Origin of the sequence: Sinomonas sp. B1-1, from assembly GCF_050474465.1 — a bacterium.
GTDB lineage: Bacteria > Actinomycetota > Actinomycetes > Actinomycetales > Micrococcaceae > Sinomonas > Sinomonas flava.
Window position 1 is genome coordinate 106,695 of the sequence record NZ_JBCHVF010000013.1, and the last position, 21,570, is coordinate 128,264.

The following is a 21,570-nucleotide window of genomic DNA, read 5'->3' on the forward strand; positions in this document are numbered from 1 at the left end:
GACCCTAGACCGAAGGAGGGAGGGCGAGCACGACGGCGGCGAGGCCGGCCAGGCGGACGGCCTCGCCGCCGTCGTGCGTCGCCTCGACGGAGCAGTCCTCGCTGGTCGCCACGGCAATCTGCGCCTGCGCGCCTGCGGGCAGCGGGACCTCGACCGGCCCGGGCCCGAAGCCGACGCACACCATGGCACCCGGCCGCCGCCACGCGACCCACCGTGCCCCGCCGTCCACGTCGCCTGCGCCAGTATCTCCCCCGCCGGAGGTCACCTCGGTCTCGTCGAGCCGCCCCTGCCACAGCCCGGGCAGCTCCGCGCGCACCGCGATCAGCCGGCGGTAGAGCTCCAGCATGCGGGCACCGTCGGGCGTCTCGGCCTCGGACCAGTCCAGGACGGACCGCTCCCGCGTGGCAGGGTCCTGCGGGTCGGGCACGAGCGCCGGGTCCCAGCCCATGCGCGCGAACTCCTCGATGCGGCCCTTGCGAGTGGCCTCGGCGAGCTCGGGCTCGGGGTGGGAGGTGAAGAACTGCCACGGGGTCGTGGCCCCGTACTCCTCCCCCATGAACAGCATGGGCGTGAACGGCGAGGCGAGCGTCAGCACGGCCGCGACGGCGAGCCCGTCGCGGGACAGGGTCGCGCTGGGGCGGTCGCCGGTGGCGCGGTTGCCCACCTGGTCGTGGTTCTGGCTGCAGACCACGAGCTGCGCGGCGTCCACGAGCGAGGGGTCGACGGGGCGCCCGTGCACTCTGCCGCGGAAGCTGGAGTAGGTCCCGTCGTGGTAGAAGCCGCCCCGCAGCACCTTCGGCAGCGCGTCGGGGTCGGCGAAGTCCTCGTAGTAGCCGGACGTCTCGCCGGTCAGGGCGACGTGCAGGGCGTGGTGGTAGTCGTCGCTCCACTGGGCGCCGAGCCCGTAGCCCGCGGGCCGGGCCTCGAGCAGGCGCGGGTTGTTCATGTCGGACTCGGCGATGAGCACCTTGCGCCGCCCGGTCCGCGCCTCGATGTCCTCGGCCAGCAGCTGCAGCTCCTCGAGCAGCGTCAGCGCGCGCCGGTCCACGAACGCGTGGACGGCGTCGAGCCTGAGGGCGTCCACCCGGTAGTCCTCGAGCCACATCCGGGCGTTGCCCAGGATGAAGGCGCGGACCTCGTCGGAGGCGGCCGAGTCGAGGTTCACCGCGTCGCCCCACCCGGTCGCCGCGCCGGGAACGAGGTAAGGCCCGTACTGGGGCAGGTAGTTCCCGCTCGGGCCGAGGTGGTTGTACACGACGTCCTGCACGACGGCGATCCCCGCCGCGTGCGCGGCGTCGACGAACCCCTGGTAGGCCGCTGGGCCCCCGTAGCCCTCGTGGACCGTGTACCAGAGGACTCCGTCGTAGCCCCAGTTGTAGGGGCCGTTGAACCCGTTCACGGGCAGGAGCTCCACGAAGCCGATCCCGAGCTCGGCCAGGTACGGCAGCCGGGCGGCCGCGGCGTCGAGCGTGCCCTCGGGGGTGAAGGTGCCTACGTGCAGCTCGTACACGACCGAGCCCGCGAGCTCGCGGCCGGCCCAGCCCTCGTCGGCCCACTCGTGCGCGTGGGGGTCGAAGCCCGCCGAGAGGGCGTGGACGCCCTCGGGCTGGCGCCGGGAGCGGGGGTCGGGGAAGGGGCCGGCCCCGTCGACGATGTAGCCGTACCGCTCCCCCGCCGCCAGAGCCCGGGCCACACGGTCGCGGTCCGCGGCCGGCGGGGCCCACCAGCCGGAGCCGGGTCCGCCCGTGGGGTCGGACTCCTTGGCCGGGCCGGTCGGGACGGGCTCGAGCTCGATCCGCTCGTCGCCGAGCACGAGCTCCAGGTCCTCCGGGACCGGAGCCCAGACGCTGCCAAGCGGGGGTTTCGACTCCGCTGCGCTCCGCTCAACCACCGTCGACTCCCCCTGCGCTCCGCTCAACCACCGTGGACTCCCCCTGCGCTCCGCTCAACCACCGTCGACTCCCCCTGCGCTCCGCTCAACCACCGTGGACTCCCCCTGCGCTCCGCTCAACCACCGTGGACTCCGCTGCGCTCCGCTCAACCACCGTCGACTCCCCTGCGCTCCGCTCAACCACCGTCGACTCCGCTGCGCTCCGCTCAACCACCGTGGACTCCGCTGCGCTCCGCTCAGTCATGGTGGGCCTCCTCGGGGACGAGCAGCGCGACCGGGAGCGCGCGCAGGATGTCTGCGACCGGCACCTCGCCGGCCTCGAAGAGCTCGCCGGTGAACGCGCACCGCGCGTCCCGGGCGAGCCGCACCGTCGTCGTGCCCCAGCCGCCCGCAGCGGCGAGCCCGGCGGGCAGGCGCGTGGCGAGGGCGACGACGCCGCGCTCCCCCCGCCGGAAGCCCAACAGGTGCGCTGCGGCGGGGCCGGACGCCTCGACGGGCGCGTAGCCGGAGAAGAGCTCGGGCCGGTCGCGGCGCAGCCGCAGGGTCCGGGACACGACGAGAAGCTTGGCCTCATCGGCGAGGGGCGAGATCACGGGCGCGCCGGCGTCGAGCGCGGCGAGGGCCTCGGCGCGGGCGGCGAAGTCGACCTCGCGGCGGTTGTCCGGGTCGCACAGGGACCGGTCCCAGAACTCGGTGCCCTGGTAGACGTCGGGGACCCCGGGCATGGCGAGCTGGACGAGCTTGGCGGAGAGGCCGTTGGAGGCGCCGAACAGGGCGATCCGGTCCGCGAACTCCGCGAGAAGGGTGTGCGCCTCGCCGGGCTCGGTGGCAGCGTCGACGAGCGCGCGCAGGCCGTCCTCGAACTCCTGGTTCGGGTCGGTCCAGAGCGTGTGTACCCCGGCCTCGCGCGCGGCCTTCTCGGCGTACTGCTGGAGCCGCTCGCGGTCCGCCGGCCATGCGCCGAGGACCGCCTGCCACAGCAGGTTCGCGAGGGGGCCGTCCACGGCGGCGGCGTCCGGGGTCGCCGCGATGAGCCGCGGCAGCAGCGCGGCCCACTCGTCGGCGAGCTCGGCGAGGACGGTGATGCGGGCGCGGGTGTCCTCGCTGCGCTTCGTGTCGTGGGTCGTGAGGGTGGTCATGGAGTGCGGCTGGCGGCGCTCGCGCTCGGCGGCGGCCGCATGGAACTCCGCTGGCGGGAGGGCGAACCGGGTCGGGTCCCCGCCCACCTCGGTGAGCGTGCCGAGACGGGAGTACCGGTAGAACGCGGTGTCCTCGACGGCCTTGGCCATGATCATGCCCGTGGTCTGCTGGAAGCGCCGGCACAGCTCCTCGCGCGGGTCGGCGAGCCGCGGCGCGAGCCCCTCGATCGTCGCGGCAAGGTCGGGGCGCACGACGGCGGCCTGCTCGCACGCGCGCGCCAGCATGGCGGCGTCGTGCTCGCCTCCGTCCCCGGCGCCGGTGCGCCCGGGGGCCAGGTAGGTCCGGTAGACGGGGAACTGAGCGGCGATCTCGGCGAGCGCGTCGGCGAGGGTGTCGATGCCGAGGGGTTTCGACTCCGCTTCGCTGCGCTCAACCGCCGCGGCCGTGTCGATGCCGAGGGGTTTCGACTCCGCTTCGCTGCGCTCAACCGCCGCCGCCGGGACCGCGGCGAGGGTGTCGATGCCGAGGGGTTTCGACTCCGCTTCGCTGCGCTCAACCGCCGCCGCCGGGACCGCGGCGAGGCGGGCGAGCCGGCGGATCTCGGCGTTGAGGAGGCCGTCCGCCATCCACCGCTTGGTCCCATGGGTCATGGCGGCGTAGTCGGCGGCCTCGCCGCGGAGCTTGGTGTCGAGGTCGGTCAGCGGCGCCTCCCCCGCCGGGTCCACGAAGACCCGGTCGATGAGGCCGAGGGCGTCGTAGCCGGTGGTGCCCTCGCATTCGAAGTCCTCGGGCAGTTCCTCGCCGTCCTCGAGGATCTTCTCCACGAGGGTGTACGCCCCGCCGGAGAGCTCCCGCAGGCGGACGAGGTACTCGGCGGGGTCGAAGAGCCCGTCCGGGTGGTCGATCCGCAGGCCGTCGACGAGCCCCTCCTCGATCCAGCGCCGCACCTCGGCGTGGCTCTGCTCGAACACCCACGGCACCTCGACCCGCACCCCAGCGAGGGTGTTCACCGCGAAGAAGCGCCGGTAGTTCAGCTTCGTGTCCGCCTCGCGCCACGGGATGAGCCGGTAGTGCTGGCGCGCGTGCACCTCCTGCGCGGAGTCGCCCTCGGTCCACGAGCCGGGCGCGAGCGGGTACAGGTGCTCGTAGTAGCGCAGCCTGTTGCCCTCGATCGCGAGCAGGTCCACGTCCTCGGCGCTGCCCAGCACGGGCAGGAGCACCTTCCCGCCCCCGGCGTCCCAGTCGACGTCGAACGCGTCGGCGTAGCGCGAGGAGCGTCCCTCCCGCAGGAGGGACCACCACCACGGGTTCTCCTCGGGAGACGCGACGCCGAAGTGGTTCGGCACGATGTCCACGAGGACGCCCAGGCCGGCGTCGTGCGCCGCCGCGGCGGCGGCCGCGAGGCCCTCGCGCCCGCCGCGTTCCCGGTCCACCCGGTAGGGGCCGGAGACGTCGTAGCCGTGCTCCGAGGAGCCCACGGACTCCAGCAGCGGGGACAGGTAGAGCCAGTCCACGCCGAGGGAGTGGAGGTAGGGCACCAGGTCCGCGGCGTCGTTGAGCGTGAAGCCGGGGCGGATCTGGAGGCGGTAGGTCGAGGCGGGGGTCTTCATGGCGCTCCTTGTCCCCGCCTCAGATGCCGCTGAGGCTCGTCGAGGGCTGGTTGGGCGACGACGATCCGGCCTGGGCTGCGAGGGACGCGGCCACGGAGTGGTCCACTTCCTCCACGACCGGCTCGTGGGCCCTCAGCACCGCGGTGCTCTTGGCGGGGACCCTGAGCTGGGCTCCGGCGGGGATCTCCATCTCCCCGGCCGTCTCGCCCGAGGTGTCCAGCAGGACGTCCCACCCGGGGGCGTACTCGTCCCCGGGGAGGCGGAAGTCCACGTCGGTGTCGTCGGCGTTGAAGTACATGAGGAAGTGGGCGTCGTTGATCGGGCGCCCGTAGGCGTCCTGGCCGCGGATCCCGTTGCCGTTGAGGAACACCCCGACGCTGCGGCCCAGGGCGATGTCCCAGTCCTCCGGGACCATCGGCTCTCCGTCGGCGCGGATCCACTCGATGTCCGGCAGGGGCTGGCCCTCGCCGCGGCGCACCGGGCGGCCGTCGAAGAAGCGGCTGCGGCGGAACGTCGGGTGCTCGGCGCGCAGGCGGGTCACCGCGGCCGTGAACTCGACGAGGGGGCCGTCGGCGCTCTTCCAGTCGAGCCAGGAGAGCTCGTTGTCCTGGCAGTAGACGTTGTTGTTGCCGTCCTGGGTGCGGCCCAGCTCGTCCCCGTGGGCGATCATCGGCACGCCCTGCGAGAGCAGGAGCGTGGCGATGAAGTTGCGCTGCTGGCGTGCGCGCAGCTCGAGCACCGCCGGGTCGTCCGTGGGGCCCTCGGCGCCGCAGTTCCAGGAGCGGTTGTGGCTCTCGCCGTCGTTGTTGTCCTCGCCGTTGGCGTCGTTGTGCTTCTCGTTGTAGGAGACGAGGTCGCGCAGGGTGAAGCCGTCGTGCGCCGTGACGAAGTTGATCGAGGCGACGGGGCGCCGCCCGGTGTTCTGGTAGAGGTCCGCGGAGCCGGTGAGACGGGAGGCGAACTCGCCGAGGGTGGCCGGCTCGCCGCGCCAGAAGTCGCGGACGGTGTCGCGGTACTTGCCGTTCCACTCCGTCCACTGCGGCGGGAAGTTGCCCACCTGGTAGCCGCCGGGGCCCACGTCCCACGGTTCGGCGATGAGCTTGACCTGGGAGATGACCGGGTCCTGCTGGATGATTTCGAAGAAGCTCGAGAGGCGGTCCACGTCGTAGAACTCGCGGGCCAGGGTGGCGGCGAGGTCGAACCGGAACCCGTCCACGTGCATCTCCGTGACCCAGTACCGCAGCGAGTCCATGATGAGCTGCAGCGCGTGCGGGTGGCGGACGTTGAGCGAGTTGCCCGTGCCCGTGTAGTCCATGTAGTACTGCTGGTCGTCCTCGACGAGCCGGTAGTACGCGGCGTTGTCGATGCCCCGGAAGGACAGCGTGGGGCCCAGGTGGTTGCCCTCGGCCGTGTGGTTGTAGACGACGTCGAGGATCACCTCGATGCCCGCGCGGTGCAGCGTGCGGACCATGGCCTTGAACTCCTGCACCTGCTGGCCGGTGTTGCCGCTGGAGGAGTAGCCGGCGTGCGGGGCGAAGAAGCCGATGGTGTTGTAGCCCCAGTAGTTGTGCAGGCCCTTGTCCTGCAGGGTGCTGTCGTCCACGAACTGGTGGACCGGCATGAGCTCGATGGCGGTCACGCCGAGCTTGGTGAGGTGGTTGACGACCGAGGGGTGGGCCACGCCGGCGTACGTGCCGCGGAGCTCCTCCGGGACGTCGGGGTGGAGCTGGGTCAGGCCCTTGACGTGGGCCTCGTAGATGACCGTCCGGTGGTACGGGATGCGCAGCTGCGCATCGCCCTGCCAGTCGAAGAACGGGTTGGTGACCACGGCGAGCATCTGGTGCTTGGCCGAGTCCTCGTCGTTGCGGCTGCGCGGGTCGCCGAAGTTGTACGAGAAGAGCGGCTGGGCCCAGTCCGGCTGCCCCATGACGGCCTTCGCGTACGGGTCGAGGAGCAGCTTGCTGGGGTTGAACCTCGCGCCGCTGTCCGGGTCGTAGGGGCCGTGCACGCGGTACCCGTAGAGCTGGCCGGGCTGGACGTTGGGGAGGTAGCAGTGCCACACGAACCCGTCCACCTCGGTCATCTGGACGCGCGTCTCCTTGCGCCGGGCGCTGAACAGGCAGAGCTCCACCTTCTCCGCGCCTTCGCTGAACAGGGCGAAGTTGGTGCCCGTCCCGTCGAAGGTGGCGCCGAGCGGGTAGGCGGTGCCAGGCCAGATGTCCTTGTCCATGAATCAGCTCCTTGCTGTGCGGCCGAGAGTGGCCGTGTGGGCATCTTAGCGAGTCTATGTGACCGCTCTGCTCACGCTGCGGAGGCTGCCAGCAGGTCGGTTTGACCGGTGAACGGAAGGGGAATCATCCCTGCGTCCATGCGCAGTCCGCAGGCGCAGCGCCACTCGAGCAGGCCCGCCCCGAGGGTCGATCCGGGCGCCACGGGTTCCGAGACGAGCCGCATCGGAGCCTGGCAGTGGAAGGGTGCTCCGCTCCCCGCAGTGATCCGGGACGGGGTCGCGAGGACGTGGACGGTGGCGTCGGACTCAAGCATCATCAGGATCCCTCGCTAGTTAGATTATTTAGTAGCGTGTCGAGCTACTTACTTATATCCGACTCTCGGAATCGCTGTCCAACCGCACCGATCAGCGGCGCGCCGCGGGCCGCGTATGATTAGCTAGTTCTTCTAGCTATCCGAAGGGAGCCCGGATGGAGACGCCTCACACCGGGGGCTACTGGTACGAGCAGGACCCGCCGCGCGGATCTCTCCCCGTCGCGGTGCTCAACGCGCTGCGCGACTACCGGGCCTCCGAGTCCGCGATGCGGCGGCGCACGCGGGAGGCCATGTCCATGGGCGAGACGGACCTGCTGGCGCTGCGGTACCTGCTGGAGGCGCAGGCCCGCGGCGTCTCGGTCAGCCCGAAGGACCTGCGGGGGCGCCTCGGCATCACCTCGGCGTCGATGACCAGCCTCGTGGACCGCCTCGTCCGCAGCGGCCACGTGACCCGCGAGCCGCACCCGACGGACCGCCGCGCGCTCATCCTGAGGCCCACCCCGGGCTCGGACCACGAGGTCCGCCAGACCCTGGGCAGCATGCACGAGCGCATGATCGAGGTGGCCCGGTCCCTCAGCGAGGACGAGGCCAAGACCGTCCTGGCCTTCCTGACCCGCATGCGTGAGGCCGTCGACACGATCGACCCCGCCGCCCACCCATAGCGGCCGCCCGAAGCGGCTCCCCCTAGTGCCGCGCGACCGCCTCGAGCACGACGGCGCTGCGTGCCGGCACGACGAAATCCTCGCCCGCCGCCGTGGTCTCCCCCACCAGGTGGTGTGCGCACGTGGTCAGGACGGTGGACCACTTGGACGGGAAGTCCCCGCCGGGGATCCGGTACTCGACGTCGTTCGCCGCGGCGTTGAGGATCACGAGGAAGTCCGAGTCCCCGCCCGAGCCGTGCCGCCCGGCCCCGGGGACGGCGTTGCCGTTGAGGAAGGCCGCGAGGGACCGGGCCCAGTCCTTGTCCCAGTCCTCGGTCCCCATGGCCGTCCCGTCGGCGTCGAGCCAGACGATGTCCGGCAGGGCGTCGCCGTCGGCCGGGTCCACGGCGCAGCCGTCGAAGAATCGCCGGCGCCGGAAGACGGGGTGGTCGGCGCGCAGCCGCACGAGGCGCCTCGTGAAGTCGAGCAGTTCCGTGTCCGCGCGCTCCCAGTCGATCCAGGTGGTCTCGTTGTCCTGGCAGTAGGCGTTGTTGTTGCCGCCCTGGGTGCGGCCGAGCTCGTCGCCGTGGCTGATCATCGGCACGCCCTGCGCGAGGACGAGGGTCAGGAGGAGGTTGCGCTGCTGCCTGGCGCGCAGCTCGAGCACCTCCGGGTCGTCCGTCGGGCCCTCGGCCCCGCAGTTCCAGGAGCGGTTCATGCTCTCGCCGTCGCGGTTGTCCTCTCCGTTGGCCTCGTTGTGCTTGTCGTTGTAGGAGACGAGGTCGCGCAGCGTGAAGCCGTCGTGGGCGGTGACGAAGTTGATCGAGGCGCTGGGCTTGCGGCCGTCGTCCTGGTAGAGGTCGGCGGAGCCGGTGATGCGCATGGCGAGCTCGCGGAGCGTGCCCGGCTCGCCGCGCCAGAAGTCGCGCACGCAGTCGCGGAAGCGCCCGTTCCACTCGGTCCACCGTGCGGGGAAGTTGCCCACCTGGTACCCGCCCGGGCCGATGTCCCACGGCTCGGCGATGAGCTTCACGCGGGAGAGGACCGGGTCCTTCGCCACGAGCTCGAAGAACGGGGACACCATGTCCACGTCCCCCGCCTCGCGCGCCAGCACGGTCGCGAGGTCGAACCGGAACCCGTCCACGTGCATCTCCGTGACCCAGTAGCGCAGGGAGTCGATGACGAGCGAGAGCGCCAGCGGGTTCCCCACGTTGAGGGAGTTCCCGGTGCCGGTGTAGTCCGTGTAGTGGAACTCGTCCCCGGGGACCAGGTGGTAGTACGCGGCGTTGTCGATCCCGCGGAAGCTCAGCTGCGGCCCGAGGTGGTTCCCCTCTGCGGTGTGGTTGTAGACGACGTCGAGGATCACCTCGATGCCCGCCCGGTGGTAGGCCTTGACGAGCTCCTTGAACTCGTAGATCTGCTGCCCGCGGTCCCCCAGGGACGAGTAGAAGGAGTGCGGGGCGAAGAACCCGATCGTGTTGTAGCCCCAGTAGTTCACCAGCCCCCTCTCGCGCAGGGTGCCGTCGTTGACGAACTGGTGCACGGGCATGAGCTCGAGCGCGGTCACCCCCAGGTCGGCGAGGTGACGCACGACGGCGGGGTGGGCGGCTCCCGCGTACGTCCCGCGGAGCGCTTCGGGAACCTCGGGATGGAGCTGCGTGAGCCCTTTGAGGTGGGCCTCGTAGATGACGGTCTCGTTGTACGGGGTGCGGGGAGGGGCGTCGCCCTCCCAGTCGTACTCGCCGTGGTCCACGACCACGCACAGCATGCTGTGCCCCAGCGAGTCCGAGGTGTCCATCGCGGCGGGGTCGCCGAACCGGTAGGCGTGCATCTCCTGGCCCCACTCGTTGCGGCCGGAGACGGCGAGTGCGCGGGGGTCCTGGAGGATCTTGGACGGGTTGAAGCGCAGCCCGCGGGACGGCTCCCAGGGCCCATGGACGCGGTAGCCGTAGAGCTGGCCGGGCCGCACGTCGGGAACGGTCGTCTCCCAGCGGACGTCGCCGCCGTCGCCCGTTCCGGCCCGGGTGAGGTCCACGGTTCGCTGCCGGCCGTCCGCGTCGACGAGGCAGAGCTCCACCCGCTCGGCCTCGGGGGCGGTCGCGAGGGCGAAGCGGGTTCCGTGTGCCGTAGGCTGGGCCCCCCAGAAGGAATCTGTCCGGAAAGAACCCGTTCCTGCGTATCCACCCGTCGTCATGGGTAGGACGATAATGGACGGCATCGACAGTTCAGGGTGAACAGGTCCAGGTTCAGAGATGATCTTGGGCTGTCCCGGGTCTCCGCCGGTCCACAGCGTGAGGCGTCATAGGAGGGAAAGGCTCTGACATGGGCACTGCAGTCGATTTCGATTTCGAGTTCGAGGAAGTGGACGCTCCCGCGCCCCTGCACCTTCGCCTCTGGCTCGGCGTCGTGGGGGTGGCCGCACTGCTGCTGGTCCTCTTCGTGCTCGCTCCGAAGATCGCCTTCGCCTCCGGGCTCGTGGTGCTGGCGGCGGTTCCGCTGGCCGTGCTGGCCGGCGATGAACGCGCCCGGCGCCCCCTCGTCGTCGCCGCCGTCGTGGCGCTCGTGACCCTGGGCGCCTCGGCGGCCTCGCTCGCCGCGCAGGCCCAGGGGGCCTACACGGCCCACCTCGCCGCGACGCACAAGGTCTCGGACCGTGCGGTGGGCGAGCTCTCCGCGAACCCCGCGCCGGTCGCGGCAGCGGCCTCCCCCGCCCGCCCGCTCCCAGCCGCGGCCGACATCAAGCCAGCCCCGCCGGAGGCGTCTCCCGCCCCCGCCGAGCCCACCCCCGAGGTGGTGGCAGCGGCGGTTGTCCAGCCGGCGGCCCCGGCCCCGGAACCGGCACCGGCACCCGCCCCGGTCGTCGCGCCCGTCCCCGCACCGGAGCCCGCGCCGGAGCCCGCACCTGTCGCCATCCCGGATCCCGCACCCCTGCCCGTCGAGCAGAGCGTCGTGCAGAACGTCGGATGGGGGAAGCTTCCCGCCGGGGCGAAGGAGAAGTTCTGCGAGGCGGCCGAGGAGTCCGGCGTCCTTGCCCCGAAGGGCCTCTGCCACTAGCCCTGTTCGTGATCTGCGTCACATTTGCCGTGGGCGGCGACACATAGGGATTCCGCGAGTGTAAGCGCTTACGCTTGATCGGCACGCACTCGTTCCAGCAGGAGGACGACGATGGAGTTCCGTGTCCTCTCCCTCGGGGACAAGGTGGTGTTCCACGACGCCGGCCCCGAGCCCTTCAACGTCCGAGCGGTCTCGCCGGACCACCGGATCGTCATCCTGAGCCGTCCGCTCGAGGGCGGCACCTCGGCCGAGTACACGATGATCGACTGGGACAAGGAGCGCCGCGGCTCGGACGGCACGCACGGGCGCGGCTTCGTGGTCGGCTCGAGCGTCCACGGCCACCTGCACCGCTTCTTCCACGGCCACCGTCAGGACGCCGGCGCCGAGCACCTCGCGACACAGTCCGTCATGACGTTCGGGAACTGGACCATGGTCTCCATCGCCACGGTCAACGGCCAGCCGTAGCGCTCAGCCCGGCCCGGGCCCCCGGCCCTCCGAGACGATCCTGGCACGGCGTTCCCGGTGCCTCCGGGTGCTCGCCCGGGAGGTGCACCTCGCGGAGCAGTAGCGCTGGCGGGCGGGGTGCGTGCGGTCCAGGAACAGGGTCCCGCATTCGAGGTCCGCGCACGTGCGCATCCGCTCGCGCCGCTCCGCCGGGGCGAGCAGCATGGCCGCGGGGACGAGCACGGCGGCGAGGCAGGAGACCACGTCGACCCTCGTGGGAAGGACCCGGGGCCGGCCCTCGTCGTCGACCGCCGGGAAGAGCCCGTACTGCCGGCTCATCTCATTGAGCTGCGCCGCCCGCCGCGCGCCGTCCGGTTCCGCGAGTGCGGCCGCGAGGCCGTCGCGGAGGTCTGCCACCGGCTCCACGTCGGCCTCGACGGGCGAGGGGCAGAGCATCCCCCACTGTGCGGCAGCGGGACCGCGCTCGCCCTCCCCCTCGGCGTCCGCTGGCTCCCCGGCGTCCGACGCCCCCTCGGCGTCCCCGGCGTCCAGCCGCTTGCGGAGGTCCGCGAGGTAGGCGCCCGGCTGGTCGGGATCCTGTTCCTTGCCGCGGCGGCTGTCTTGATCGCGCTAGGCCGGTTCCGGTCCTGAAGCGAGGGCCGTGAGCCTTCAGCGGGTGTGGGTGCGGCGCGTCCGCGGCCCTTCCGGGCGGTTCTGCGGCCCCCGTCGAGAAGGCCTCGCGGACGCGTCTGGGAGCATGGACAGGACTCGGCTGCCCTTAGGGGCCTTCGGGGTCTGCTGAGGGCCCATGCGCCTTGGTCCCATTCTCGTGGGGCAGGGGTTCCGGTGGTAGGGCCATGAGACCCGCCCCGTCCTCCGGGGGCATGCCGGATTCTCGCGGAACCCATGGGAACTGATCCGCCTCCGTCGTCTCCTCGGAAGTCCTCTGTCCCGAGGCGTCCCTGCTCGTGGCCCGGGCCACTGCCGAGGGGTCCGGGCGCCAGGGGCAAGGGAGGCGGGTGTTCTGCCGTGTCATGGAGGGCTGTGGGACGGACGGCCGAGGGTCGCTTCGGGAGGCGGGTCAGAGGTAGCTGCAGACCTGGCCGGGGTCGCAGCCGTCCGGCCCGGAATCCGCAGCGCGGAGCTGGGCGGCGAGGGTGTTGCGGAGGGCCTGGAGCTCTGAGATGCGGGCGTCGACGGTCTGGAGCTGGTCGGCGAGCCGGTCGCGGACGTGCGAGCACGGGCGGGTCCCGGTGTCGTGCACGGCCAGGAGGGCCCCGGCCTGCTCCAGGCTGAGACCGGCGGCGCGGGAGCGGCGGACGAAGGCGGCCCGCTGGACGGCCTCGTCAGGGTAGTCGCGGTACCCGGACGGGGTCCTGCCAACTCCCGGCAAGAGTCCAATGTCCTCGTAGAAGCGCAGTGTCTTAGCGGTCGTGCCCGCGGCGGCCGCGGCCTCGGAGATGCGCATCAAGTGCTCCCTTCATTCCCGATCCGGTCCTGACGGTCTCAACCGCCGCGGGTTCTCCGGTATGCCCGCCCTTGACCTTCCAGCGGCTGGAAGGCGCAGAGTCGGGGACGAACAGCAGCATGCGTACGAAGTCGAGGAGACCAAGGTGCCGATTGCTCAGGAGTACGATCTGGTCGTCGTCGGGTCGGGCAGTGCCGGGTTCGCGGCGGCGATCCGGGCCACGGGCCTGGGACTGCGGGTGGCGATGGCCGAGGCGGGGACGGTGGGCGGGACCTGCGTGAACACCGGGTGCGTGCCGTCCAAGGCCCTTCTGGCCGCAGCGGGCGCCCGCCACGCCGGCGCGGACGCGGGCCGCTTCCCGGGGCTGGAGCCGGCGGAGATGGGCCTGGACCTGCCTGCCCTCATGGCAGGGAAGGACGCGCTGGTGGGGTGGATGCGCCAGCAGAAGTACCTGGATCTGGCCGATGACTACGGCTGGGACATCCACCGGGGCACCGCGTCATTCGTCGGGACCCCGGAGGACCCGGTCCTGGAGGTGGCCGGCGACGACGGTGGGGCAGCTGTTGTGCTGCGGGGGCGACACCACCTCGTCGCGACCGGGTCGGCGCCGTGGGTGCCGGAACTGCCCGGACTCAGGCAGGCGGGCTACCTGACCTCCGAGTCCGCGATGGAGCTCCAGGATGTGCCCGAGTCCCTGCTGGTCGTCGGCGGCGGGTACGTCGCGGTCGAGCAGGCCCAGCTGTTCGCCCGACTCGGGACCCGGGTCACCGTCCTGGCACGCTCGCGCCTGCTCTCCGGCGAGGAGCCCGAGGTCTCCATGGCCCTGGCATCCGTCTTCCACGACGAGGGCATCCGGGTCGTCCGCCGCGCCGTCCCCACCGGGGTCCGCACCGACCCCTCGACAGGGGAGGCGGTCGTCACGGCCGACGTCGCCGGCGCGGTGCAGGAGTACCGCGCGGAACGGGTCCTGATGGCCACCGGCCGACGCCCCGTGACCGCCGGGCTCGGCCTGGCCGGGGTCCGGGCCGCCACCGGCAGCCTCGGCGAGGTCCTGGTCGACGCCGGGCTGAGGACCACGAACCCGCGCATCTGGGCCGCGGGGGACGTCACCGGGCACCGCGAGTTCGTCAACGTCGCCGCCGCCCACGGCGCCCTGGCCGTGGAGAACGCCTTCACCGGTGCCGGCCTGGAGGTGGACTACTCCCAGCTGCCCCGGGTGGCGTTCACCAGCCCCGCCGTCGGGGCAGTGGGGCTGACCGACAGGCAGGCCAACGGCGAAGGACATGCGTGCGAGTGCCGGGTGCTGCCGCTGGAGTTCGTGCCCCGGGCGCTGGTGAACCGGGACACCCGCGGGTTCATCAAGATCGTCGCCGAACAGGGCACCGGGCGGATCCTGGGCATCACCGCCGTCGCCCAGGACGCCGGCGAGCTCGCCGCGGCCGGGGTGCACCTGATCGCCTCCGGCACCACCGTCCACGAGCTCGCCTCCCGGTGGGCGCCGTACCTGACCATGGCCGAGGGGCTGAAGATCGCCGCCCAGTCCTACACCTCCGACGTCTCCCGCCTCTCCTGCTGCGCCGTGTGAACCACCTCCGCCGCGGGTACCGATTCAGCGGGTGTCCTGTGCGCAGGCACACAGAACACCCCCGGCCGGGCCGTAACGTGGAAGACCGCCCGCGAGGGCAACGAGAAGAAGAACAGGCGCGGCCGGCCGGCCGGCCCCAGAACGGGACGTCCCCGCGCGAGGAAACGAAGAAGGAGCCATACCCATGCCCCGCATCCCCGCCCACACCCCCGACACCGTCCCGGAGGCCTCCCGCGAGCACGCCGAGCGGCTCGAGAAGCGGATGGGCCGGCTCATGAACATCCACGCCGGGATGGCCCACTCCCCGGTCGTGATCGCCGCCTACCAGGGCATGCAGAAGGCCATCGCCGAGCACGGCACCTTCGACGCGCGCACCCGGGAGGCGATCGCCCTGGCCGTGGGCAACCAGAACGGCTGCGACTACTGCCAGGCCGCGCACACCGTCTCCGCAAGGAAGGCCGGGCTCGCCGACGAGCAGATCCTCGCCCTCCGGGCCGGGGAGGTCGACTTCGATCCCAGGCTCGCGGCCCTGACCGAGGTCGCCCGGGCCGCCGCCGCCGACACCGGCACCGTCCCCGAGCCGGCCTGGCAGGCCGCCCTGGACGCCGGGTGGAGCGACACCGAGCTCACCGAGGCCTTCGCGCACATCGCCGTGAACCTGTTCACCAACTACTTCAACCACTACGCCCACACCGAGCTCGACGTCCCCGCCGCCGAGCCCCTCACCGCCTGAAACCCCCCAAAGCACCGCACACGAGGAAGGACCAGCCATGGCCGAAGCACCCGAAGTGATCGTCTTCGACGTCAACGAGACCCTCTCCGACATGTCCCCCATGGGGACCCGGTTCGCCGAGGCCGGAGCCCCGGAGCACCTGGCGAAGCTGTGGTTCGCGACCCTGCTGCGGGACGGGTTTGCCCTTGCCGCCGCAGGGGACGCCGCCCCCTTCGGCCAGGTCGGCGCCGAGGCCCTCACCGGGCTCCTCGAGGGGGCAGGCGTGCCCGACCCAGAAGGCACGGCCGGGCGCCTGGCCGCCTCCGTCGCGGACCTCCCCCTGCACCCGGACGTCCCGGATGGGGTCCGGGCCCTGCGGGCGGCCGGGCGCCGGCTCGTGACCCTGACCAACGGCTCCGCGCAGGTCGCCGAGAAGCTCTTCGGCACGGCCGGGATCCGCGACCAGTTCGAGGCCCTGCTCTCCGTCGAGGACGCCCCGGCCTGGAAGCCGCACCCCTCCTCCTACCGGTACGCCGCCCAGCAGTGCCGGACCCGGGCGGAGGGGATGCTGCTGGTCGCGGTGCACCCCTGGGACATCCACGGCGCCGCCCGCGCGGGCCTGCGCACCGCCTGGGTCAACCGCACCGGCGGCACATACCCGTCCTACCTCGCCCACCCCGAGCTGACCGTGGCATCCCTGACGCACCTCGCCGCCGAACTGGCAGCCCGATGAGGGAAGGCCCGGCGACCCTGCCCCGGAGGTCGGGCGAACCCGGAGCAGCGCGCGGCGGCGCACCTGCGGGCACGACGTGGGGTCCTTCTCCTTCATGCTCCACGTGCTGCCGGCCGCCTCGGCTGCCGAGCCGCACTCGTGCGCCCAGGAGTGCAGGAGCTGAACCGGCCGCGAGTCCGGGCGATGTCCGGGCCGGTGGGCGCGTTCGCCGCAGCGGTGCCGGCGTCGCCGGCTGCGGACGCCCGCGGCAACTCAGACGAGGGCGCCTTGGTTCGGATGAGGGGGTTCACCGTCTCCCTCCCTGCCCTCTCCGGAGGCCATGCCGGCCCCTCCGAGGTTACGCTCAGCCGGCCAGCCCCTTCTCTTCGCTCTCCTTCAGCCACGCGTCCGCCGCGGCGACGGGGTCCTGCTTGGAGCTTCAGGCCCTGGGCGCTGCCGGTGTCGTCGACGGAGGTGGCAGGGCGCCGGTGTGGGCTGGTCCGCTCACCCGGGCTCTTCCCGGACGGTGATGCCGGTGGCCTGCTCGAAGGCGACCATGCCCTTGATCTGCCGGGCCAGCAGGGAGGGCCGGGGGTAGGACCAGGCAGCGTTCGGGGCCCTGATGCCGTCGATCTCGGCATGGTTGTAGCGGGCGATGCCCTTCCAGATGCACAGGGTCCGCAGCCGGCTGTCGGAGAGGATCCCGGGCCGGATGGAGTCGGGCGGGAAGTAGCGGTTGCCCTCCAGACGGACGGTCGCATCGGAGCGGGCGATGCAGGTGTCCCGGTACCAGGCGGTGACGAGGGTCTGTGGTTGGGGTTCCTGTGCGGCGGGTGCCATGGCCTCCTCCTCTCTCATGCGGTGCCCCGGGCGATGGCCCGGAGCTGGGCGGGGTCGGTGAGGGTGATCCGGCCCCGTCCCTGTCGGATGAGGCCGCGCGAGGCGAACTCGGAGAGAATCTTGCTGGTGGCCTCCCGGGTGGCGCCCAGGAGCCCGGCGACCTGCTCGTGGGTGAGCCGGATCGTGGGGGCGCGCCCGAACCGGGCCGTGGAGGGCCACCGGGCCATGTCCAGCAGGGTCGAGGCGACCCGGGCCGGCAGGGGCCGCAGGGCCAGGTCGGAAAGGCGGCCTTCGAGCTCGGCGACGCGCTCGCCCAGCAGCCGGGAGATCCTGATCGCAATGCGGGGGTCCGAGAGCAGGAACCGTTCGACATCGTCCACCCCGAGCCGGCAGACCAGGGAGTCCTCGATGGCCTCGGCGTAGCTGTCATGCATGCGCTGACCGACCAGGACCATCTCGCCGAACACCGCGCCGGGCTCGAGGATCGCCATGGTCAGGGCCTTGCCGTCCTCGGCGACCCGGAAGACGCGCACCCGCCCGGCCTTGAGGACGAACAGCGCATCGACGGGCTGGGCCTGGCTGTAGAGGAGCTCGCCGCGGCGGACGAGCTTCGCGGGGGCCATCATGTCCATCTCGCGCATCTCCGCCGCGGAGAGGTCGGCGAACAGGTCGACCTCGTCCAGGCACGCGAACGCCCCGCCCCCGCCCAGGACGGCATCCAGCGGGTCGGTATCGCGCGCCTCGGGGGACCAGGGCCGGGGCCTTCCCGCCCCGGCCCAGATCCCCGGCCGGCACTCCTCGTTCACGCCCGGGCCCTCTTCAGAACCCAGACGGCGACCAGTGCCAGGACGAGCCCGTAGACCACATGCCCCATGAGGGACATCACGACAGTAGGGGCCAGGGTGAACACGGGCATCCCGAGCATCAGCGGCATGGCCAGCAGGGGACCGATGACCCACAGGACCACCCCGTAGGCGATCCCGGCCGCGCTGCCCCGTCCCCACGAGTGCAGGAAACGGGCCAAGAGCAGGGTCAGGACCAGGCCGTAGACGACCGATATCACCAGGTGAATCCCCGCCCCCACCCAAGGAGAGTTCGAGCCCATCATCCTCGCGATGGTCGTGAACATGCCCATCATGGCCATGAGCATGCCGAAGACGACGCCCCCGGCCAAGCCCCCCAGCACCCCGGCCGCTGCCCGCGACCCGAGGGACGAAGAGGAGGATCCAGCGTGGGCGGCAGAAGTTGAGGCTGACATCGTGGCTGCCTTTCCAGCGGAGGGATGCTGACACCTCCGACGCTACGCACCGCGGCCGGGGCGTTCTGTGAACGGGGGCACACAGCGGAAGAAGATCCGAGAGCGGGTTCAGCGGTCGCCGCCTGGTCTGGCACTGTCGCTCGGTCACCGCCCAGAGCTTCGCCATGAACGGCGTGCTCCGCTCACCCTGGACCCGTTTCGCCACCGCCCTGTCTGCAAGGCATCGAGAAGGCGTCAGCTGCGGCTGAGTGCCTGATACCGCACACCGTCGCCCGGCCGGCGCCGAGGGCACTTCCGAAGCGGGCAGGCTCAAGGCCCCGGCCCTGCCGCCCGTGGCCTGCCCAGTCCCCGGCATCGGACCCACCGTCGCCGAGGACTTCGCCGACGAGCAGCCCCTGCTGGCCCCGCTGCCGACCGAGCGGTTCGACCCGGGACTGGTGCTGCACCCTCGGGTGGACCGCTCGGCCCTGATCACCGTGCGGATGGCGAAGTACTCTGTACCGGCCCGGCTCATCGGCCACCGGGTGCGGGTCTCGCTCCGGGCCTCGGAGCTGGTCGTGTTCGACGGCCGGGCCGTGGTCGCCCGGCACGGGCGCGTCTCGGCCATGGGCGGCTCCTCCATCGTCCTGGACCACTACCTCGAGGTCCTGCAGACCAAGCCCGGAGCCCTCCCGGGCTCCACTGCCCTCGCGCAGGCCCGGGCAGCCGGTGTGTTCACGGCGGCGCACGAGGCGTTCTGGCAGCAGGCACGCAAGGTCGAGGGCGACGCCGCGGGGACCAGGGCGTTGATCGAGGTCCTCCTGCTGCACCGAAGCATGCAGGCCACGGACGTGATAGCCAGCATTACGCGGCCGCTGCCGAGCCTGGCCGCCTACGACGAGCTCCTCCAACGACGCTCCGCCACCGACGAGGGCGCAACCACCGGCAGGGAAGGGACGAGCGCATCATGACCACCACGACGAAGGTCACCGCGAGCCTGCGCAGGCAGCGGAGCATGACCGAGGAAGCAGCCCAGGCCGCCGTCGACCAGGCCTGCCGCCGGCTCCGGCTGCCGACCATGCGCACGGTCATGGATGAGGCAGTCAAGGTCGCCGAACGCGAACAGCTCTCCTACGCCGGCTTCCTGGCCGAGCTGCTCCTGGCAGAGTGCGACGACCGCGACCGCCGCTCCGTCGAGCGCAGGGTACGCGGCGCCGGGTTCCCCCGGCAGAAGTGGCTCGGGGACTTCGACTTCGACGCCAACCCGAACGTCAACCCGTGCGGTCATCCACACCCTGGCCCAGACTGACTGGATCCGCCGGGGCGACCCGCTCTGCCTCATCGGGGACTCCGGGACCGGCAAGTCCCACCTGCTCATCGCCCTCGGCACCGCGGCGGCGGAGAAGGGCTTCAGGGTCAAGTACACGCTTGCGACCAAGCTCTGAACGAGCTCGTCGAGGCCGCCGACGAGAAGCAGCTCGCCCGCACGATCGCCCGCTACGGCCGCGCCGACCTCCTCGTCATCGACGAGCTCGGATACATGGAGCTCGACCGCCGCGGCGCCGAGCTCCTCTTCCAGGTCCTCACCGAACGCGAGGAGAAGGCCTCCGTCGCCATCGGGTCCAACGAGGCGTTCAGCGGCTGGACCAAGACCTTCACCGACCCCCGCCTCTGCGCCGCCATCGTCGACCGCCTCACCTTCAACGGAACCATCATCCAAACCGGCACCGACTCCTACCGCCTCAACCACACACGCCTCCACAGCTGACAGCCCCCGACGCCCAACCGGACCTCACGCAGCACCCGGTCAGGGATCCCTCACCGGGACACCTCTTTGATTCGTCGACCATGCGGTCGGCGCTGTTGGGATCGACAGCACGAGGCCCTAGAAGAGGCCTCGGTCGAGACCGCCATCGACGGCCAGCGTGACGCCGGTGATATAGCTGGCTGCGTCGCTGGCAAGGAACAGAACGGCGTTCGCTAGCTCTTGCGGCGTTCCGTAGCGGCCGAGTGGGACCGTCATCGCCATGCGGTGAAGCGTTTGTTCGACGCTTTCCTCATCGAGACGCCACACCCGTTGGGCGATATCACGAATGCGATCAGTGAGTATGTGCTCCGTAGCAATACTGTTGACGCGCACTTCTGGGGCCGCCTCCCGGGAGAGCGTCTTCGCCATTCCGATGAGCGCGGCGCGCATCGCATTGGACAACGCGATTCCGTCGATCGGCTGCTTCGCGGTTAGTGAGGCCAGATTGACGATCGAACCCCCGGCGCTCTCTCGCATGACCGGAACTGCGGCGCGGCTGAGCCTAAGAGCGCTCATGAAGATCGACTCGAAGGCGTAACGCCATTGGTCGTCGGCCAATTCCAGGACACTTCCAGGATCGGGCCCAACCGTGTTGTTGATCAGGATGTCAAGCCCGCCCAGTGCATCCACTGCCCATGTGAACAAGCGGTCGCAATCGCCTGGATTTGCGATGTCGGCAGCCATCGCGTGCACCTCGGCCGAGGCGGGCAGGTTCGCTGCGACCGCGTCAATTCGCTCTTGCGAGCTCGACGAGACACAGAGTCGACAACCTTCGGCGGCGAGTGCTTCGACCACCGCCAGACCCAAACCGCGGCTCGCTGCCGTGACGAGAGCCCTCTTTCCACTAAGTCCGAGGTCCACGGTCCTACCTTACGTATGCTGCTCGGAGCGCTCAACGGATCGCATCGGAGATCTCGACGACCGCCTCGATTTCAACTGCGAAGCCAAGCGGAAGGGAACTGACCCCGATAGCGGACCGAGCCGGCAGCAGCTCCCTGCCGAACGCGGTTGCCAGCACTTCGGTCGAGCCATTCGCAACGAGATGGTGCTCGGTGAACTCTGGCGTACTGTTCACGAAGACGAGAGCCTTGAGGACGCGGCTGACTCGGTCTAGCCCGCCGACGTGGCTCCGGACCGTGCCGAGCAGCGCGAGCATGACGGCCTGCGCGGCTTCCTTTCCTTCCGCTGTTGTAAGGTCATCTCCCAGCTTGCCGCAATGAATCGGCTGTCCGTCGGCGAACGCTCCGTGTCCGGAAACATAGAGGACCTTCCCACGTCGAGCGACCAGGGCAAACGTTCCAACCACTGGGTGCGGTGGCGGCAAGGCCAACCCGGCTTGGGCGAGCTTCTGCTCTGGCGTCATGTGGTCATCGTCCTGACGTACTCAAGATCAGGAGATGTGCTCTGCCGGTGCTAAGGTCACGTGGCCGAGATTACGACAGTGCTCGCATACGCAGAAGTCCCAGACGTCCTTGCGCTCGTCGGAGATCAGAGCCTTTACTGGCTCTTCGCGGTTCAGCGGGAATTGGCCTGCTGGAGTGAGTGTCACGCCGCTGTCTGTGCGGCGCTCCTGAGCAGGATACGCGACTTGTAGTTGTCGGCATTGCGGAATCCGCGGCCGGTGCGCTTGATGTTCTTGATCGCGGTGTTGTTCGCCTCGACCTTGGCCGTGGTCGCCCCGGTGGTGATGAGGACCTCGATCTCGTTCCACCAGCGCTTCACGGTGCGCAGGAGCCGCTTCGTCTCCACGGTGGGGGTAGCCTCGACGAGGCCTTCCAGGATCCGCCGGTGCTCCCACGCCTCCTCGAGCGAGCCGGCGGCGAGGAGGGTGCGCAGCTGTTCCTTGGCCTCCCACGCGGAGCGCAGCTGCCCTGTGGGGTCGTCG

20 protein-coding genes and 2 pseudogenes are annotated in these 21,570 nt (G+C 71.1%); 8 read left to right on the forward strand and 14 right to left on the reverse strand.

Annotated features, from left to right (window positions below):
* Positions 1-4: 4 nt before the first annotated feature.
* The 5 genes from treZ to ACQ5BE_RS16470 form a co-directional block, all read right to left on the reverse strand.
* Complete coding sequence (gene treZ / locus ACQ5BE_RS16450; RefSeq protein ID WP_430298063.1) at positions 5-1,891, reverse strand: malto-oligosyltrehalose trehalohydrolase; 1,887 nt, start codon at positions 1,889-1,891, stop codon at positions 5-7.
* Between the two features lie 85 nt (positions 1,892-1,976).
* On the reverse strand, positions 1,977-2,135 hold the full coding sequence (locus ACQ5BE_RS16455) for a hypothetical protein (RefSeq protein WP_430298064.1): 159 nt from the start codon (positions 2,133-2,135) through the stop codon (positions 1,977-1,979).
* Positions 2,128-4,641 (reverse strand): malto-oligosyltrehalose synthase, encoded by a 2,514-nt coding sequence (locus ACQ5BE_RS16460; RefSeq protein WP_430298065.1) that lies wholly within the window; start codon positions 4,639-4,641, stop codon positions 2,128-2,130. Before ACQ5BE_RS16460 ends, ACQ5BE_RS16455 begins: the two co-directional genes overlap by 8 nt.
* Positions 4,642-4,660: 19 nt before the next feature.
* Positions 4,661-6,871 carry a glycogen debranching protein GlgX gene (gene glgX / locus ACQ5BE_RS16465; RefSeq protein ID WP_430298066.1) on the reverse strand — a complete coding sequence of 737 codons (2,211 nt, stop codon included), beginning with the start codon at positions 6,869-6,871 and terminating at the stop codon, positions 4,661-4,663.
* 71 nt (positions 6,872-6,942) lie between these two features.
* Positions 6,943-7,185 (reverse strand): hypothetical protein, encoded by a 243-nt coding sequence (locus ACQ5BE_RS16470; RefSeq protein WP_430298067.1) that lies wholly within the window; start codon positions 7,183-7,185, stop codon positions 6,943-6,945.
* A gap of 155 nt (positions 7,186-7,340) precedes the next feature.
* On the opposite strand from ACQ5BE_RS16470, the gene ACQ5BE_RS16475 reads away from it, so the two are divergent.
* Positions 7,341-7,847 carry a MarR family winged helix-turn-helix transcriptional regulator gene (locus tag ACQ5BE_RS16475; protein ID WP_413248277.1) on the forward strand — a complete coding sequence of 169 codons (507 nt, stop codon included), beginning with the start codon at positions 7,341-7,343 and terminating at the stop codon, positions 7,845-7,847.
* A gap of 22 nt (positions 7,848-7,869) precedes the next feature.
* Here ACQ5BE_RS16475 and glgX (ACQ5BE_RS16480) read toward each other — a convergent pair whose 3' ends face one another.
* Entirely contained in the window at positions 7,870-10,020 is a 2,151-nt protein-coding gene (glgX, locus tag ACQ5BE_RS16480; protein WP_430298068.1) for a glycogen debranching protein GlgX, read from the reverse strand.
* A 128-nt stretch (positions 10,021-10,148) separates the two neighbouring features.
* Between glgX (ACQ5BE_RS16480) and ACQ5BE_RS16485 the strand changes: the two genes are divergently transcribed.
* Together ACQ5BE_RS16485 and ACQ5BE_RS16490 are read left to right on the forward strand one after the other, a co-directional pair.
* A complete protein-coding gene (locus ACQ5BE_RS16485) occupies positions 10,149-10,880 on the forward strand; it encodes a hypothetical protein (protein WP_430298069.1) in 732 nt (243 codons plus the stop codon).
* Between the two features lie 111 nt (positions 10,881-10,991).
* Positions 10,992-11,345, forward strand: coding sequence for a hypothetical protein (locus tag ACQ5BE_RS16490; RefSeq protein ID WP_430298070.1), 354 nt, complete (start codon positions 10,992-10,994; stop codon positions 11,343-11,345).
* Positions 11,346-11,348: 3 nt separating this feature from the next.
* On the opposite strand, the gene ACQ5BE_RS16495 is transcribed toward ACQ5BE_RS16490, so the two are convergent.
* Together ACQ5BE_RS16495 and ACQ5BE_RS16500 are read right to left on the reverse strand one after the other, a co-directional pair.
* Positions 11,349-11,780 (reverse strand): CGNR zinc finger domain-containing protein, encoded by a 432-nt coding sequence (locus ACQ5BE_RS16495; RefSeq protein WP_430298071.1) that lies wholly within the window; start codon positions 11,778-11,780, stop codon positions 11,349-11,351.
* Positions 11,781-12,405: 625 nt separating this feature from the next.
* The gene (locus tag ACQ5BE_RS16500; protein WP_430298072.1) at positions 12,406-12,792 is read right to left on the reverse strand and encodes a MerR family DNA-binding protein; all 387 of its coding nucleotides are present in this window, start codon (positions 12,790-12,792) and stop codon (positions 12,406-12,408) included.
* Between the two features lie 151 nt (positions 12,793-12,943).
* Here ACQ5BE_RS16500 and merA point away from each other — a divergent pair, with 151 nt between their 5' ends.
* The 3 genes from merA to ACQ5BE_RS16515 all read left to right on the forward strand — a co-directional run bounded on the left by merA (position 12,944) and on the right by ACQ5BE_RS16515 (position 15,822).
* On the forward strand, positions 12,944-14,377 hold the full coding sequence (merA, locus tag ACQ5BE_RS16505; RefSeq protein WP_430298085.1) for a mercury(II) reductase: 1,434 nt from the start codon (positions 12,944-12,946) through the stop codon (positions 14,375-14,377).
* Between the two features lie 184 nt (positions 14,378-14,561).
* Entirely contained in the window at positions 14,562-15,110 is a 549-nt protein-coding gene (locus tag ACQ5BE_RS16510) for a carboxymuconolactone decarboxylase family protein (protein WP_430298073.1), read from the forward strand.
* 37 nt (positions 15,111-15,147) lie between these two features.
* Positions 15,148-15,822: a haloacid dehalogenase type II gene (locus ACQ5BE_RS16515; protein WP_430298074.1), complete on the forward strand. Its 675-nt coding sequence runs from the start codon at positions 15,148-15,150 to the stop codon at positions 15,820-15,822.
* A gap of 483 nt (positions 15,823-16,305) precedes the next feature.
* Here the strand turns inward: ACQ5BE_RS16515 and ACQ5BE_RS16520 are convergent, their stop codons facing one another.
* Genes ACQ5BE_RS16520 through ACQ5BE_RS16530 form a run of 3 tightly spaced genes read right to left on the reverse strand, consistent with a single transcriptional unit; the run spans position 16,306 to position 17,899 of the window.
* Positions 16,306-16,641: a DUF427 domain-containing protein gene (locus ACQ5BE_RS16520; RefSeq protein ID WP_430298075.1), complete on the reverse strand. Its 336-nt coding sequence runs from the start codon at positions 16,639-16,641 to the stop codon at positions 16,306-16,308.
* A 14-nt stretch (positions 16,642-16,655) separates the two neighbouring features.
* Positions 16,656-17,447, reverse strand: a complete 792-nt coding sequence (locus ACQ5BE_RS16525) for a Crp/Fnr family transcriptional regulator (protein WP_430298076.1) — start codon at positions 17,445-17,447, stop codon at positions 16,656-16,658.
* Positions 17,444-17,899, reverse strand: coding sequence for a hypothetical protein (locus tag ACQ5BE_RS16530; protein WP_430298077.1), 456 nt, complete (start codon positions 17,897-17,899; stop codon positions 17,444-17,446). Before ACQ5BE_RS16530 ends, ACQ5BE_RS16525 begins: the two co-directional genes overlap by 4 nt.
* A 362-nt stretch (positions 17,900-18,261) precedes the next feature.
* Between ACQ5BE_RS16530 and ACQ5BE_RS16535 the strand changes: the two are divergent.
* A pseudogene (locus ACQ5BE_RS16535) lies at positions 18,262-18,745 on the forward strand (Mu transposase domain-containing protein); the annotation flags it as partial.
* 100 nt (positions 18,746-18,845) lie between these two features.
* Positions 18,846-19,646 (forward strand): annotated as a pseudogene (istB, locus tag ACQ5BE_RS16540) (IS21-like element helper ATPase IstB).
* A gap of 117 nt (positions 19,647-19,763) precedes the next feature.
* Here istB and ACQ5BE_RS16545 read toward each other — a convergent pair.
* From ACQ5BE_RS16545 to ACQ5BE_RS16555, 3 genes are all read right to left on the reverse strand, one after another.
* Positions 19,764-20,546: an SDR family oxidoreductase gene (locus tag ACQ5BE_RS16545; RefSeq protein ID WP_430298078.1), complete on the reverse strand. Its 783-nt coding sequence runs from the start codon at positions 20,544-20,546 to the stop codon at positions 19,764-19,766.
* A 31-nt stretch (positions 20,547-20,577) separates the two neighbouring features.
* Complete coding sequence (locus tag ACQ5BE_RS16550; RefSeq protein ID WP_430298079.1) at positions 20,578-21,048, reverse strand: RidA family protein; 471 nt, start codon at positions 21,046-21,048, stop codon at positions 20,578-20,580.
* 182 nt (positions 21,049-21,230) lie between these two features.
* The coding region (locus ACQ5BE_RS16555) for a transposase (protein ID WP_430298080.1) at positions 21,231-21,570 on the reverse strand (340 nt) is incomplete at its 5' end.

Excerpts from the sequence above, each read along its gene's own strand:
- ACQ5BE_RS16515 (WP_430298074.1), top strand. The coding sequence starts at position 15,148 with ATGGCCGAAGCACCCGAAGTGATCGTCTTCGACGTCAACGAGACCCTC.
- ACQ5BE_RS16460 (WP_430298065.1), bottom strand. The coding sequence starts at position 4,641 with ATGAAGACCCCCGCCTCGACCTACCGCCTCCAGATCCGCCCCGGCTTC.
- ACQ5BE_RS16475 (WP_413248277.1), top strand. The coding sequence starts at position 7,341 with ATGGAGACGCCTCACACCGGGGGCTACTGGTACGAGCAGGACCCGCCG.
- ACQ5BE_RS16485 (WP_430298069.1), top strand. The coding sequence starts at position 10,149 with ATGGGCACTGCAGTCGATTTCGATTTCGAGTTCGAGGAAGTGGACGCT.
- ACQ5BE_RS16550 (WP_430298079.1), bottom strand. The coding sequence starts at position 21,048 with ATGACGCCAGAGCAGAAGCTCGCCCAAGCCGGGTTGGCCTTGCCGCCA.
- ACQ5BE_RS16455 (WP_430298064.1), bottom strand. The coding sequence starts at position 2,135 with ATGACTGAGCGGAGCGCAGCGGAGTCCACGGTGGTTGAGCGGAGCGCA.
- glgX (WP_430298068.1), bottom strand. The coding sequence starts at position 10,020 with ATGACGACGGGTGGATACGCAGGAACGGGTTCTTTCCGGACAGATTCC.
- ACQ5BE_RS16500 (WP_430298072.1), bottom strand. The coding sequence starts at position 12,792 with ATGCGCATCTCCGAGGCCGCGGCCGCCGCGGGCACGACCGCTAAGACA.
- ACQ5BE_RS16510 (WP_430298073.1), top strand. The coding sequence starts at position 14,562 with ATGCCCCGCATCCCCGCCCACACCCCCGACACCGTCCCGGAGGCCTCC.
- ACQ5BE_RS16495 (WP_430298071.1), bottom strand. The coding sequence starts at position 11,780 with ATGCTCTGCCCCTCGCCCGTCGAGGCCGACGTGGAGCCGGTGGCAGAC.
- ACQ5BE_RS16470 (WP_430298067.1), bottom strand. The coding sequence starts at position 7,185 with ATGCTTGAGTCCGACGCCACCGTCCACGTCCTCGCGACCCCGTCCCGG.
- glgX (WP_430298066.1), bottom strand. The coding sequence starts at position 6,871 with ATGGACAAGGACATCTGGCCTGGCACCGCCTACCCGCTCGGCGCCACC.
- ACQ5BE_RS16530 (WP_430298077.1), bottom strand. The coding sequence starts at position 17,899 with ATGTCAGCCTCAACTTCTGCCGCCCACGCTGGATCCTCCTCTTCGTCC.
- ACQ5BE_RS16490 (WP_430298070.1), top strand. The coding sequence starts at position 10,992 with ATGGAGTTCCGTGTCCTCTCCCTCGGGGACAAGGTGGTGTTCCACGAC.
- ACQ5BE_RS16520 (WP_430298075.1), bottom strand. The coding sequence starts at position 16,641 with ATGGCACCCGCCGCACAGGAACCCCAACCACAGACCCTCGTCACCGCC.